Consider the following 12,646-nt stretch of genomic DNA (forward strand, 5'->3'; position numbering starts at 1 on the left):
GCTCAACTGGACAGAGCGCCGAACGGGCGCAGCTCCAGCCGCCCCTCCCGGGCCATCGGGTGGGTACGGGCCACCTCGATCGCCTCGTCCACGTCGGCGCAGTCGAGCAGGTCGAAACCCACGATCACCTCGGCGGTCTCCGCGAACGGTCCCTCGGAGACCAGCAGCTCGCCGTCACGAACACGGACCGTGGTGGCCGCGCTGGTCGGCGCCAGCACGTTGCCGGTCAGGCGGCGGCCCCGGGCGTCGTTGTCGGCCACCCACTTGTGGATGTCGGGCAGCTCGGTCGGGTCGGTATCCGGTGCGGTGTCGCTGCAGACGAACATCATGAACTTCATCGGTCGCTCCCTGTTTCTCGGGTTGTCGCCAGCATGACGAGCGGACAGGAGCGATCCGGACAACCTCCCGGAAAAAACCTCGATCAGTCTCCGCTGGCGGCGCGGCGACGGGCCTCGCGGGTCTTCATGGCGTGCTCCATGAGGGTCACCAGCACCTCCTTGCTGGACTCCCGCTGACGCGCGTCGCAGAGCAGCACCGGTACGCCCGGGTCGAGGTTCAGCGCGGTCTGCACCTCGTCGAGCCGGTACTGACGCGCGCCTTCGAAGCAGTTGACCGCCACGACGAACGGGGTGCCCCGACCCTCGAAGTAGTCGATCGACGGGAAGCAGTCGGCCAGCCGACGGGTGTCGGCCAGGACGACCGCGCCGATCGCGCCCAACGCCAGCTCGTCCCAGACGAACCAGAACCGGTCCTGACCGGGCGTGCCGAACAGGTAGAGCACGAGGTCGTCGCTGATGGTGATCCGGCCGAAGTCCATCGCCACCGTGGTGGTGGTCTTGCCCTCCACCCCGGACAGGTCGTCGATGCCGACGCCGGTCTCGGTCAGCACCTCCTCGGTGCGCAACGGCCGGGTCTCGCTCACCGCTCCGACCATGGTGGTCTTGCCCACGCCGAAACCACCGGCGACCAGGATCTTGATCGCGGTGGGCAGTGGCGTCGCTCCCGCCGGCCGGTCAGAGTGCCCGTAGTCCATTGATTACCGCCTCGAAGATGCTGTTGTCGGGAAGGCCGGCCGTGGTGTGCGGCTCGCGTACCTGCACGAGGTTGCGGGCCGCCAGGTCGCCGAGGAGCACCCGGATGGTTCCCACCGGCAGGTCGAGGTGGGCCGCGATCTCGGCGACGGACTGTATTCGCTGGCAGAGGCCGACGATCGCCAGGTGCTCAGGACCGATCCCGATCTCCGGCGTCACGTCGGCGCGGGTCGCGGTGACCAGGGAGATCAGGTCGAACGTGCCGGTGACCGGGCGGGCCCGCCCACGTGTCACCGCGTACGGGCGCACCACCGGGCCCGCATGGTCATCCACCCACTGATGCTCTGCGGACTCTCCCTGCACCGTCATGGCCGTTACCTCTCGCCAGCCGACTGTTCGGCGCTCCGCGACGGGGAGGCCACGTACTTGCCGACGCGGGTGACGAGCATCGCCATCTCGTACGCGATGAGACCGACGTCGGCGTCCTCGGTGGCGAGGACGGCCAGGCAGGCGTTGCGGCCGGCGGCGGTCACGAACAGGAACGACGACTGCATCTCGATGATGGTCTGCTGCACCTGCCCGCCGCCGAAGCGCTTGCCGGCGCCCCGGGCCAGGCTCTGGATACCGGCCGCCATCGCCGCGAGGTGCTCGCCGTCGTCCCGGTTCAGCCCCTGCGAGGAAGCCATCAACAACCCGTCGGTGGAGAGCGCGACCGCATGCTCGGCCTGCTTCACCCGGCCCACCAGATCATCCAGCAACCACGTCAGGTCGGCACTCGAAGCCGTCTTCTGGGCCACTTCGTCGTCCTCTTCTCGCCCGGCAGTTGCGCCGTATTCGTCTTGGGCTTGACCGTCACACCACGCGGAACCCGCAGCGAAGGTGCTCGGTCAGGTGGCTTGCGGTTCCTCGTCGGTCGAGTCAGGCGTGGCGCCCGGCGCGCCGCCGAGCAGTCGCGCCGCGTCGGTCCGGCCGCGCCGGGTGCCGGTCTGATAGGAACTCATCATCCGGCGTACCTGCTCGGGTGGCCGTACCACGTCCTCCTCGTCGGACTCGGTCGCCGCCGGGTCGTCGCGCAGCTCGGGCACGATGTTCGCCTGGCGGACGCGGACCGGCAGTCCGGAGCCGGTGCGGTCCGTCTCGGTCCGCGCCGGGACCGGCCCGCCGTCGGTGCTCGGCTCGCTGCCACCGGTGCCGGCCCGCTCCACGGCGGGCAGGCCGGTCGGTACCGTCGGGCCCTCCAGGGCCGGCTGGCCCAGGACACGCCGGGCCCGGGTGGGCAGGTCCGCCGCCGCGGTCCGCTGGCGGGTGGGGAGTACGACGTCCTTGTCGCCCTCGTCCGTCTGCTCGGTGGTGGTACTGCTCTCGGCCAGCGCCGGGGCGACCGGGGTGACCGGCTGCGCCGCGCCGGGGGCGCTGGTGTCCGTCGCCGCGGTGGCGACCGCGACCGTCGAGAGGCTGGCGGGACGACCGCCCTCGACGGGGCCGGCGGCGGTCGGGCCGGCCGGCAGCGCGATGGCCGTCGGGCCGGCCGGGATCGCGCCGGAGTCCTCCGGGGCGGCGCCGTTCGCCGTGATCAGCTCCAGCGGGATGAGGACGACGGCGGTGGTGCCGCCGTACGCCGATTCCTTGAGGCGGACCCGCACGCCGTGCCGCTCGGTCAGCCGGCTCACCACGTAGAGGCCCAGGCGGGCGGCGTTGGCCAGGTTCAGCTCGGACTGGTCGACGATGCGGTGGTTCGCCGCCGCCAGGTCCTCCTCGCTCATGCCGAGGCCCCGGTCCTCGATCTCGATGGCGAAGCCGTTCGCCACGAGCTGGCCACGGACCTCCACGGTGGTGTGCGGTGGCGAGAACGACAGGCCGTTCTCGATCAGCTCGGCGAGCAGGTGGATGATGTCGCCGACCGCCCGGCCGGCGAGTGAGACGGCCCCCAGCGGCAGCACGTTGACCCGGGTGTAGTCCTCCACCTCGGCCACCGCGCCGCGTACGACGTCCACCATGGGGACGTTGCGCCGCCAGGCCCGGCCCGGGGTGGAGCCGGAGAGCACGATCAGGTTCTCCGCGTTGCGCCGCATCCGGGTGGCCAGGTGGTCGACCCGGAACAGGTCCTCCAACTCCTCCGCGTCGTGCTCGCGCCGCTCCATCGCGTCGAGCAGGGTGAGCTGGCGGTGAACCAGCGCCTGGGTTCGTCGGGCCAGGCTGAGGAAGACCTCGCGGACGTTGCGGCGCAGGTCGGCCTGCTCGACGGCGGTGCGCAGGGCGGTCTCCTGGACGGCGTTGAACGCCTTGCCGACCTGGCCGATCTCGTCGGTGCCGAACTCCAGCGGGGGCGCTTCGGTGGCGACGTCGACCTCCTCGCCTCGGCCGAGCCGGTCGACCACGCGGGGCAGCCGCTCGTCGGCGAGCTGCCAGGCGGCCTGCCGCAGCCGGTCGAGCTGGCGCAGGAGGGTGCGGGCCGTGGTGATCGAGACGACGACCGAGGCGATGACGGCGAGCAGACCCAGGCCGGTGGCGAGCACGAGTCGGACGACGACCATCACGGCCACGCCGGTGGCCCGGCCGACGATGTCGTCGCCGCCGTCGACGACGGCGTCGTTCACCTCGGCGAGCGCCGGCTCGACGGTGCCGCGCCACTGTTCGGAGCCGACCGGCAACTGGGTCGCCGGCCGGCCCTCGCGGATGATGCTGTCCTGGACGGCGCGCAGCCGGCTGAAGGCCTCACCCTCGACGAGCTCTTGGTAGCGCCGCTGATCGGCGTCGGCGAGCCGGGCGCGGGTCTCCTCGCCGAGGAACCGCTCGGCGCCGACCAGGCTGACGTAGCGGGCGTACTCGGGGCCGCTGATCCGACCGGTGCCGAAGAGGCCGCTGAGCAGCGCGTCCTCCTGCGAGATCAGCTCCTTCATCCGGTTGAGCTGGATCAGGGCGGCCGCGTCGGCGGCGATCTCCTTGTCGTCGAGGCTGCCGGTGACGTCGTAGATCCGGAAGATCGATTCGATGGCGTCCGTGTAGGCGTCCGCGGCGGAGATCCGGTCGACCTTGCGGCCCAGCACGTCGGCCCGGGTCTGTTTCAACTCGTTGATCTGCGCGATCGTGTCGTCGAGCTGGACGTCGAGGGCGGAGCTGCCGGCCACGTCGACCTGCCAGTTGCGGACCGAGTCGGCGAAGTCGTCCGCCAGTTGGGTGGCCTTGCGCTGCTCGGCCTCCAGGGCCGCGCGCTGCGCGGCGTCGGGGTTGCTGAGGTACGCCTGGGTCAGCCGCCGCTCAAGCTGAAGCTCCTGCAGCAGGGGTTCGCTGGGCGCGTAGACCCTGCTGTTGAGCAGCTGGACACCGAGCAGGTTGAAACCGTCCCGCAGGGTGACCCACGCCGCGAACATCCAGAGCGCGACCAGGGAGAGCAGCAGGGCGACAACCTTGGTGCGGATACTCGTACCGCGAGAACGCATTGAACCGTCCCAGGCAGGGCGTTGACTCAGCTCATCAACGGGTGATCATGGAGGACGACGTCCCGCCACGGCGGGGCGTACGGGGCTGAGGCTCTGCGTACGCTAGCAGTGTCCACACAACCCCTCAAGTCGCTGTTTTTGTTGCCTGGTAACCACAATCCACCACCGAACGGTCGACCCCGCCCAGATGGGCGGAGGCGAGCCGACAGGCAGCCAGGACAGCCGCGCGAACGATCGCGGTAGGACAGTACAGCTCTTTTCCGTACCACAGTGGAGGGTCCGACCGGTCGGACCGTTGGTGGAGATAGGCGTGGCCGCGCGCCACCGCGTCGTCGACCCGGGGCGCTCCGGTCGGCACGGCCACCAGCACCTGCAGGGCGTACGCGGTCTCCTCGACCGTGCCGTCCCACCGCCCCCACGACCCGTCGGCCCGCTGCCCGTCCAGCACCCAACCGGCCGCCCGGTCGAGCGCCTCGGCCGCCACGCCGCCGCGACCGAACTCCGCCAGGGCCAGCACGCAGCAGGCCGTCGCGTAGTACGGCGAGGCGTGCCACCGGTCCTGCCAGCGGCCGTCGGCGAGCTGGTGCGCCGGCAGCACGGCGCTGAGCCGGTCGACCGTCCGGTGGTACCGCGCGTCCGCGCCGGGGTGCCCGGTCACGTACTGGCCGAACGCGTCCAGCACGTGCGCGTTGGTGGTGACCGAGAAGCCGTCCTCACTCCCCGGCCAGGTGCAGAAACCGTCCGCCGTCTCGTACGCCCACAGGCCCGCCGGGTCGGCGAGGTGGCCGAGCCGGGCCAGCGCGTCCAACGTGACCGAGGTGGTGTCGGCGTCGGTCGGCAGCCCCTCGCCGGTGGCGATGCCCTCGGCGGCGGTGGCGGCGGCCAGGGTGCGCAGCACGGCCGCCGGCGGGTTGAGCGCGACACCGGCACGACGCAGGCCGCCGAGCACCCAGGCCCGCTCGAACACGGTGATCGGAGTCGGACAGGGCACCGGACCGTCGCCGTCGCGGATCAGCGTCCGCAGGAACGTGTACGCGGCGGGGCCGGCGTCCGGGCCGGCGGCGCTCAGCCACGCGGCGGTCGCGGCGGGTGACGCGCCGACCGCGGTGAGGGTCGGCCCGGCGTCGGCCGGCGTCGCGCCCAGCACCTCGTAGAAGTGGGCCAGCTTCGCCGGCAGCGGCGCCCCGGCGGCGACCGCGCCGCGTACCGCCCGCAGCCGGTCGGGGCCGAGCCCGGCGGGCAGCGCGAGCGGCGGACGGGGCAACCGGTCGGCGACCGCCCGACCCAACCGGGTCAACCGCCCGTTGATCGACTCGACCAGGGCGGGAACGATGAGGTCCAGCGCCGGCGTGTCGGGCAGCGCCCGCGCGTGCGTGGCGAGCAGGCGGCCGGTGAGCGCGTCCAGCCCGCGCCGCACCGGGGTGAGCAGGTGCGGACCGGCAGACTTTCCGTCGGCCAGCGCCGCGAGCAGGGCGTCGACGGCGCTGAGGGTGGGCACCAGGGCGTACCCCTCGGGCGGGCCCCACGCCCCGTCGGGGCGCTGCCCGCGCAGCAGGAACCCGATCCGCTGGTGGTGCCCCGGCAGCCAGGGCGCGTCGGCGACCAGCCGGCCGCTCTCGTACACCGAGGGGGCTACCTGCCCCCACGGGCGCAGCGCCAGGCCGGCGATCAGCTCGCGCGCGGCGTCGGTGGGGGGTTGGACCAGCACGTGCCCCGGGCCCTCACTCATCGCGTGCTCCCCAGAAGTCCGAGAGCTGGTAGAAGCCACCCGTGAAGGAGATCTGCCGGTGCAGGTAGTCCGCCTGGCGAGGGCAACGCTCGGCGAGGGCGGCGAGGTCGCCGCGGGACCGGGTGGTCAGCTCGGCGAGCCGGGCGTGCACCCGCGCCGGGTCGTCGACCAGCAGCAGGGCGTTCAGGTCGCCCCACTCGGCGTCCCGCTCGTGCGTGGCGAGGTCGTTGACCAGCCGCAGCACCCGCTGCACGCCACGGCCGGCGTCGAGCAGGTCGGTCAACTGGGCGAGGGTCCTGTCGTCACCGGTGGCGATCCAGTGGGTGACGTTGACGAAGGAGCAGGCGAGGTTGTCGGCGTTGTCCAGGTAGCGGTCCAGGTCCGGCAGGCGCTGCCCGGTGGTCGGGTCGGTCGGCAGGTTCTTCCAGTCCCACTCCCGCGACACGGCGGCGAGCATCCGGGCCAGCTCCTCGCGCCAGATCGGGCGCAGCCGGCGGAACGCCGGCACGGCGGCCAGCTCGTCGCGCAGGTCGGCCAACAGTCGCGCGAGGTGCCGGCCGGGCGGCGGCGCGGCGCCGTCGGCGACCGCCAGGCAGTCGGTCACGATCGCCCGGACGTCGTCCGCCGACCGGGCGAGGTAGTCGACCTGCCAGTCGGCGGCGAAGACCCAGAGCAGGGTACGGGTGGTGAGCCGCAGTTCGGCGGCGGTGTGCCACGGCGCGGTGAACGCGATCGCGGTGGCCACCGAGCTGAGCAGCGCGGCGTCGAACGGCGCGGCGTCGAAGAGTTCCGGGTGGGCGGCGGTGACGCCCTGCAGGTCGCGGACGCCTCGTACGGCGAGCGCGCACACCCGGCCCTGCTCGGCGACGGCGTCGGGCCCGGCCTGCACCGGCCACGGCGCGCCGGTCACGAGACGACCGGGCGTTCGACCGGAGTGACGATCAGCTCGGCCCGCTGCTTGGGTTGCAGCGAGGCGCCGAGCCGGGGTGTCAGGCCGACGGGCTCGCGCAGCCGGAACCGGTAGCGGCTCAGCACGGTGCTGACGATGAGCTGCGCCTCCAGCAGGAACAGGTACTGCCCGAGGCACTGGTGCGGCCCACCACCGAACGGGAAGTACGAGTAGCGGTAGCGCCGGCGGGGCTTCTCCGGCGCGAAGCGCTCCGGATCGAACAGCGTCGGATCGTCCCAGAAGGTCGACATCCGCTGGGTGACGTACGGGCTGACCAGCACGGTGCCACCCGCCTTGATCCGCGCACCGCCCAGCACGTCGTCCGCGACGGCGGTACGGGGGATCATCCAACCGGCCGGGTAGAGCCGCAGCATCTCGTCGAGCACCATCCGGCCGTAGCGCAGCTGCGGCAGGTGCTCGCGGCCGACCCGTTCGGAGCCCACCACCCGCTCGATCTCGTCGGTCATCAGCTCCGCCACGTCGGGCCGGGACGCCAGCACCGGCCACAGCCAGGAGAGCAGCGCGATCGTGGTCTCGGTGGCGGTGGAGAACATCGCGACCACGTCGCCGCGGATCGCGTACTCGTCGGGCTCGCTGCCGTCGGCGCGCGGCCGGCAGAGGGTGGAGATGATGTCGTCGCCGTCGGTGGGCCGGGCGCGGGCCTCCCGGATGATCGGCAGCACCACCTCGTCGATGGTCCGCACCGCCTCGCGGAAGGGCCGGTCGCCGGGCATCGGCACCGCGTACGGCACGAACGGCACCAGCAGACGCGGGAGCATCGCGGTGGTGACGGTGTCCAGCGCGGCGCTGATCCGCAACGCGTCCGGCACCGAGATGCGGTCGGCGAAGAGCACCCGCATCGTGGTCCGCAGCACGATCCGGGTGAGTTCCGCGCCGCCGTCGATCGGGCGGCCGTCGCGGGCCGGCTCCAGCCACTCGTCGACGGCCTCGTTGATCGCCTCGGCCATCCGGTCGACGAGCGTCTCGGCGCGCTTGGCGGTGAACAGGGGTTGCAGCGCGCCGCGGCTGGACTCCCAGATCTCACCCTCGGCGACCAGGATGGCGTCGCCGACGATCCGCCGGACCGGCCGCCACAACAGGCCCTCCCCGTCGCGGGTGTAGTTGGCAACGTTGTCCCTCAGCACTCGTTGCAGGTGCTCGGGATGGCTGACCAGGTAGGGACGGAACGAGCCGAGGTTCAGCCGGACGACGTCGCCACCGGCGGCGTCCGCGAAGCCGACGAGCGCGCCGAGCGGATCGCGGACCAGCGCGGGCAGGGCACGACGGAGTGGGATCATCCGGGGTTCGGTGCTGACGGGGGCGGGGCCGGCATCGGACACCTGGGACATGCGCTGTCTCCTCGTCGCCCCGGCGGCCTGGGCGGTCCACTTCGGCCGGTCGGGACTGTGGAATTTTCACCTTCTGGGCGTCGGAAGCATCTCACCAAATCCGGGACACCTCCAGACCTGTGACCGGTGAGATTCGATCGTTGCCCTAGACGGGCATCGATGTCTGCGCCCTAGTCGGTCCTGAGTGGATTGTCAGGACCCGGCACCGGCGCAGGTCGCGCCCGTAGATCGATCCGCCGCCGCCGTCGGCCGGTCCGGACGACGACGGTTCCGCGGTCGGTCGTCCACCGGACCCGCCGGGGCGGGCCACGTCCGGGCAGTCCCAGAGGGCGGGCAGCGCAGTGAGCAAGGACGCACCGGTACCCCCGAATCCGGGCGATGACGGGCACCCTGTGCCAGGCTCTGTGGCATGGACGACAAGACCATCCTGAACCGGATCTCCGAGCTGGTCGACGAGGAGCACCGGCTGCGCGCGGAGGCCCAGGCCCACGAGTCCGGCACCGAGGGCGAGACCAGCGAGCGGCTGCGCGCCCTGGAGGAATCCCTCGACCAGTGCTGGGACCTGCTGCGCCGCCGCCGGGCCGCCCGATCCAGCCACGGCGACCCCGACTCGCAGGGCGAACGCCCCAAGCCCGAGGTGGAGCGCTACCTGCAGTGATCGACACGGGCGGGTCGGGCGGCCACCCCGGCCACCCGACCCGCTCCGGTCAGCGGATGCCCGCCTCGCGCAGCAACTCCCCCGTCAGCGCGCCGGGATCGGCCTGTTCGGCGCTCAACCCCCGGGCCACGAACCAGGCGCCGACCACCCGTACGTCGCGGGCCAGGAACTCGGGCCCCTGCGGGTTCGCCACCACGTCGACCACCTGCGGCAGATCGATCACGACCAGCCGCCCGGAGTGCACGAGCAGGTTGTACGGCGACAGGTCGCCGTGCGCGTAGCCCGCCCGGGCCAGCACGCGCAGCGCCTCGACCAGCTGGCCCCACAGGTCGCGCAGCTCGGCTGGGCCGGGCCGCAGCTGGGCCAGCCGGGGCGCCGCCAGGCCCGACCCGGCGTCGCCGACGAACTCCAACATCAGCTCGGTGCCCCGCAACTGCACGGGGTACGGCACGGCGATCCGGTCGTTCCCGGCGCCGATCTCCCAGAGCCGCGCCAGCGCCGCGAACTCGGCCGCCGCCCACTGCCCGGCGATCATCTGGCGGCCGAAGGCCGTCCGGCCGACCATCGCCCGCATCTCCCGGGAACGCCGCACGCGGCGGCCCTCCAGATAGCCGGCGTCACGGTGGAACAGCCGATGCTCGGCGTCCCGGTACCGCTTCACCGCCAGCAGGCAGGACCGGTCCGTGTCCGGCACCGCCCGGCGGACCAGGTGGACGTCCGCCTCCTTGCCGGTCTTCAGCACACCCAGCTCGGTGTCCTTGGCGGCCAGTTCGGTGACCAACCAGTCCGGGTACGGCTGTGGCCCGTGCACCGCGTCGTCCCAGGACGACCAGCGTTCGCCGGTGTCGGGATCAGGCTCGGTGTCGGGATCGGCGGGCGACTCGGTGGGCCGGGCCCGCTTCAGAAACTGCGGTTCGTCGTCGTCGAAGCGGCGCTTGCCGCGGGTCCGGCGCTCCAGCGCCGGGAGGTCATGATCGCGCACTGTGGTGAGGTTCCCTTGGTCGAGGCTGAGATAGGCAGCGGAAAGCGACCTGCGAAGACGGCCATGACCGGCCTCCTCTCCTCGAACGGGCGGTATGCCCGGTGCACGATGCGCCGCCCATCCTCGCCGCGGCTCGGACAGCGGGTCAACCGAATTACGACGGTTTTCCGCGTCGGCCAGCGCCGGAAGCGTCAGCTCGACAGCGGTGGCCGCCGTCAGCCAGCGCCGGAAGTGTCAGCCAGCGGTGGCCGCGTCAGCTCGACTGCGGTGGCCGCGTCAGCTCGCGAGGACCGTGGCGACGGCGGCGATCAGCCCGTCCACCGTGCGGCTCGGCGCGAACCGGACGTCCGACCAGGTCCGCCCCCGGTGCAGCCAGACGCTGGGCAACCCCACCGCGGCGGCGCCGCCGATGTCCGCCTCCGGGCTGTCGCCGACCACCCACGCGCCACGCAGCGGCATCCGGACCCGCTGCGCGGCGAGCGCGAAGATCCGCGGGTTGGGCTTGCTGACCCCGGCCTCCTCGGAGATCACCCAGTCGGCGACGTAGCGGTCCAGGCCGGTACGACGGATCTTGGCGTCCTCCAGGCGTACCGTGCCGTTGCACACCACCACGGGCACCCACCCCGCGTCGTCGGCGATGCGCAGCGCGCAGGCGGTCAGCGGGTCGAGCCGGGTCTGCGCCACCACCCCGTCGTGCAGCTCCTCCACCAGGTCGATCGAGGGAATGCGCAGCTCGTAGCGGTCCCGGATCGCGTCGGCCAGGTCCCAGCGGTCGGTCAACCCGTCCGCGTCGAGCGAGACCAGCCAGTCGATGTCGGTGGAGGGCGCGCCGATGCGGTCCAGGAAGCGCTCACCCCAGCGGCGGAAGGGCCCGGCCCGGTCCAGCAGGGTGTTGTCCAGGTCCAGCAGGAGCAGTGGCACTCGGGCACCCTACGGGACCGACGTGTCCGCCAACAGACCCGCGTGTTTCGAGTTGACGATGGGCTTAACCGGTCAGCGACATCCGCGCGCCGCCCTGGCCCGGCAGCAGATCGGCGAGCATCGAATGGGCCGCCCGGGTGGCCGTCAGCACGGCCGGCTCGAGGGTCGCCACGAGCGTGTCCGTGCCCTCGTCGGCGCCCCGGGCGAGCGTACGTCCCTGCGGGTCGTAGATCGCCGCACCGCCGTTGAACCGCCACGGGTCGCTGCCGCCGACAGCGTTGGCGAAGACCACGAACATCGTGTTGTCCAGTGCCCGCGCCGCGTAGTACAGGTCCCGGCGGTGCTCCGAGCCGGCCAGGTAGCCGCTGGGACACAGGTAGGCGTGCGCGCCGTCGCGCGCGGCGGCCCGGCCGTGCTCCGGGAAGCAGCCGTCGTAGCAGATGCCCAGCCCGAGCCGCCAGTCGTCGACGAGCAGCGTGGCGCCCCGCCCGCCGGGGCTGAACAGGTCGCGCTCGTCGCCCCAGAGCTGCTGCTTGTCGTACCCGACCCGGACGGCGCCAGCGCGGTCGACCACGAGGGCGGCGATGGTCCGCCGGTCGTCCGGGTGCCGGACCGCGGCGCCGACCACCACGGTCACCCCGGCGGTCCGTGCCGCGGCGCGCAGCGGGTCGAGCCGACCGTCGGCGACCAGCCCGGCCGGGTCGGCCGCCACGTGGGTGCCGACCGGATCAGCGGCGAGGGTCGGCGGGTGGTACGCGCACAGGTACAGCTCGGGGAGGACGACCACCCGGGCGCCCTGCCCGGCGGCGAGCCGGACCAGCTCGGCGGCGGCCGCCGCGTTCCCGGCGACGTCACCGGGCGCCGGGGTGGCCTGGACGGTGGCGACGGTCAGCGGGCCGGACGGCGCGGGGTACGAGCGGGTCACCGCTGGATCGTAAACGTCGCGTTACCAAGCCGTACGTACGGTTTGCACCGCCCGAGGTGACCTGCGACGATCGAGGTGTGCCCAGAGTAAGTCAGGACCAGCTCGACGCGCGCCGGCAGGAGATCCTTGCCGCGGCCCGGGCGTGTTTCGCCCGACTCGGCTACGAGGGGGCCACCGTCCGCCGCCTCGAGGAGGCCACCGGCCTGTCCCGGGGCGCCATCTTCCACCACTTCCGCGACAAGGACTCGCTCTTCCTCGCCGTCGCCGAGGACGACGCCGCCGCCATGGTCGAAACGGTCGCCCGTAACGGTCTGGTGCAGGTGATGCGCGACCTGCTGGCCCGCGCCGTCTCGCCGGACACCACCGGCTGGCTGGGCAGTCAACTGGAGGTGTCCCGCCGGCTGCGCACCGATCCGGCGTTCGCCAAGCGCTGGGCCGAGCGGTCCGCCGCGATCGCCGAGGCGACCCGGGACCGGCTGGCCCGCCAGCGCGACGCCGGGGTGCTGCGCGAGGACGTACCGATCGACGTGCTGGCCCAGTTCCTGGAGCTGGCCTACGACGGCCTGGTGCTGCACCTGGCCATGGGCCGACCGGCCGGTGACCTGGGCCCGGTGCTGGACCTGGTCGAGGAGGCGGTCCGCCGCCGCTGAGCGGTGTTCGCG

Annotated in this window: 13 protein-coding genes; 2 read left to right on the forward strand and 11 right to left on the reverse strand. The window is 72.8% G+C overall.

The window, feature by feature from the left end:
- Positions 1–2: 2 nt before the first annotated feature.
- From ACQP03_RS24145 to ACQP03_RS24180, 8 genes are all read right to left on the reverse strand, one after another.
- The gene (locus ACQP03_RS24145) at positions 3–338 is read right to left on the reverse strand and encodes a YciI family protein (RefSeq protein WP_357134355.1); all 336 of its coding nucleotides are present in this window, start codon (positions 336–338) and stop codon (positions 3–5) included.
- Positions 339–421: 83 nt separating this feature from the next.
- A complete protein-coding gene (locus ACQP03_RS24150; RefSeq protein ID WP_355053540.1) occupies positions 422–1,033 on the reverse strand; it encodes a GTP-binding protein in 612 nt (203 codons plus the stop codon).
- Positions 1,014–1,400: a DUF742 domain-containing protein gene (locus ACQP03_RS24155; protein ID WP_357134353.1), complete on the reverse strand. Its 387-nt coding sequence runs from the start codon at positions 1,398–1,400 to the stop codon at positions 1,014–1,016. The genes ACQP03_RS24150 and ACQP03_RS24155 overlap by 20 nt, the downstream gene beginning before the upstream one ends.
- A 5-nt stretch (positions 1,401–1,405) precedes the next feature.
- Positions 1,406–1,828 (reverse strand): roadblock/LC7 domain-containing protein, encoded by a 423-nt coding sequence (locus tag ACQP03_RS24160; protein ID WP_357134351.1) that lies wholly within the window; start codon positions 1,826–1,828, stop codon positions 1,406–1,408.
- Positions 1,829–1,918: 90 nt separating this feature from the next.
- Positions 1,919–4,471 carry a sensor histidine kinase gene (locus ACQP03_RS24165; protein WP_357398653.1) on the reverse strand — a complete coding sequence of 851 codons (2,553 nt, stop codon included), beginning with the start codon at positions 4,469–4,471 and terminating at the stop codon, positions 1,919–1,921.
- A gap of 124 nt (positions 4,472–4,595) precedes the next feature.
- Entirely contained in the window at positions 4,596–6,200 is a 1,605-nt protein-coding gene (locus ACQP03_RS24170) for a prenyltransferase (RefSeq protein WP_357134348.1), read from the reverse strand.
- Positions 6,193–7,110: a terpene synthase family protein gene (locus ACQP03_RS24175; protein ID WP_357134347.1), complete on the reverse strand. Its 918-nt coding sequence runs from the start codon at positions 7,108–7,110 to the stop codon at positions 6,193–6,195. The genes ACQP03_RS24170 and ACQP03_RS24175 overlap by 8 nt, the downstream gene beginning before the upstream one ends.
- A complete protein-coding gene (locus ACQP03_RS24180; RefSeq protein WP_357134376.1) occupies positions 7,107–8,444 on the reverse strand; it encodes a cytochrome P450 in 1,338 nt (445 codons plus the stop codon). The genes ACQP03_RS24175 and ACQP03_RS24180 overlap by 4 nt, the downstream gene beginning before the upstream one ends.
- Before the next feature lie 463 nt (positions 8,445–8,907).
- On the opposite strand from ACQP03_RS24180, the gene ACQP03_RS24185 reads away from it, so the two are divergent.
- Complete coding sequence (locus ACQP03_RS24185; RefSeq protein WP_355053546.1) at positions 8,908–9,156, forward strand: DUF2630 family protein; 249 nt, start codon at positions 8,908–8,910, stop codon at positions 9,154–9,156.
- A 49-nt stretch (positions 9,157–9,205) separates the two neighbouring features.
- Here ACQP03_RS24185 and ACQP03_RS24190 read toward each other — a convergent pair whose 3' ends face one another.
- The 3 genes from ACQP03_RS24190 to ACQP03_RS24200 form a co-directional block, all read right to left on the reverse strand.
- Positions 9,206–10,138, reverse strand: a complete 933-nt coding sequence (locus ACQP03_RS24190; RefSeq protein ID WP_357170869.1) for an RIO1 family regulatory kinase/ATPase domain-containing protein — start codon at positions 10,136–10,138, stop codon at positions 9,206–9,208.
- 276 nt (positions 10,139–10,414) lie between these two features.
- Complete coding sequence (locus ACQP03_RS24195) at positions 10,415–11,059, reverse strand: HAD family hydrolase (RefSeq protein WP_357134343.1); 645 nt, start codon at positions 11,057–11,059, stop codon at positions 10,415–10,417.
- A 64-nt stretch (positions 11,060–11,123) separates the two neighbouring features.
- Positions 11,124–11,984 carry a carbon-nitrogen hydrolase family protein gene (locus ACQP03_RS24200; protein ID WP_357134341.1) on the reverse strand — a complete coding sequence of 287 codons (861 nt, stop codon included), beginning with the start codon at positions 11,982–11,984 and terminating at the stop codon, positions 11,124–11,126.
- A gap of 77 nt (positions 11,985–12,061) precedes the next feature.
- On the opposite strand from ACQP03_RS24200, the gene ACQP03_RS24205 reads away from it, so the two are divergent.
- Complete coding sequence (locus ACQP03_RS24205; protein WP_234591495.1) at positions 12,062–12,634, forward strand: TetR/AcrR family transcriptional regulator; 573 nt, start codon at positions 12,062–12,064, stop codon at positions 12,632–12,634.
- Positions 12,635–12,646: the final 12 nt, after the last annotated feature.

It is taken from the genome of Micromonospora sp. CA-248212 (assembly GCF_050948405.1).
Classification (GTDB): domain Bacteria; phylum Actinomycetota; class Actinomycetes; order Mycobacteriales; family Micromonosporaceae; genus Micromonospora.

What these genes read in the sequence shown, in the direction of transcription:
- ACQP03_RS24165 (WP_357398653.1), bottom strand. Translation starts at nt 4,471, where the DNA reads ATGCGTTCTCGCGGTACGAGTATCCGCACCAAGGTTGTCGCCCTGCTG.
- ACQP03_RS24170 (WP_357134348.1), bottom strand. Translation starts at nt 6,200, where the DNA reads ATGAGTGAGGGCCCGGGGCACGTGCTGGTCCAACCCCCCACCGACGCC.
- ACQP03_RS24150 (WP_355053540.1), bottom strand. Translation starts at nt 1,033, where the DNA reads ATGGACTACGGGCACTCTGACCGGCCGGCGGGAGCGACGCCACTGCCC.
- ACQP03_RS24145 (WP_357134355.1), bottom strand. Translation starts at nt 338, where the DNA reads ATGAAGTTCATGATGTTCGTCTGCAGCGACACCGCACCGGATACCGAC.
- ACQP03_RS24155 (WP_357134353.1), bottom strand. Translation starts at nt 1,400, where the DNA reads ATGACGGTGCAGGGAGAGTCCGCAGAGCATCAGTGGGTGGATGACCAT.
- ACQP03_RS24185 (WP_355053546.1), top strand. Translation starts at nt 8,908, where the DNA reads ATGGACGACAAGACCATCCTGAACCGGATCTCCGAGCTGGTCGACGAG.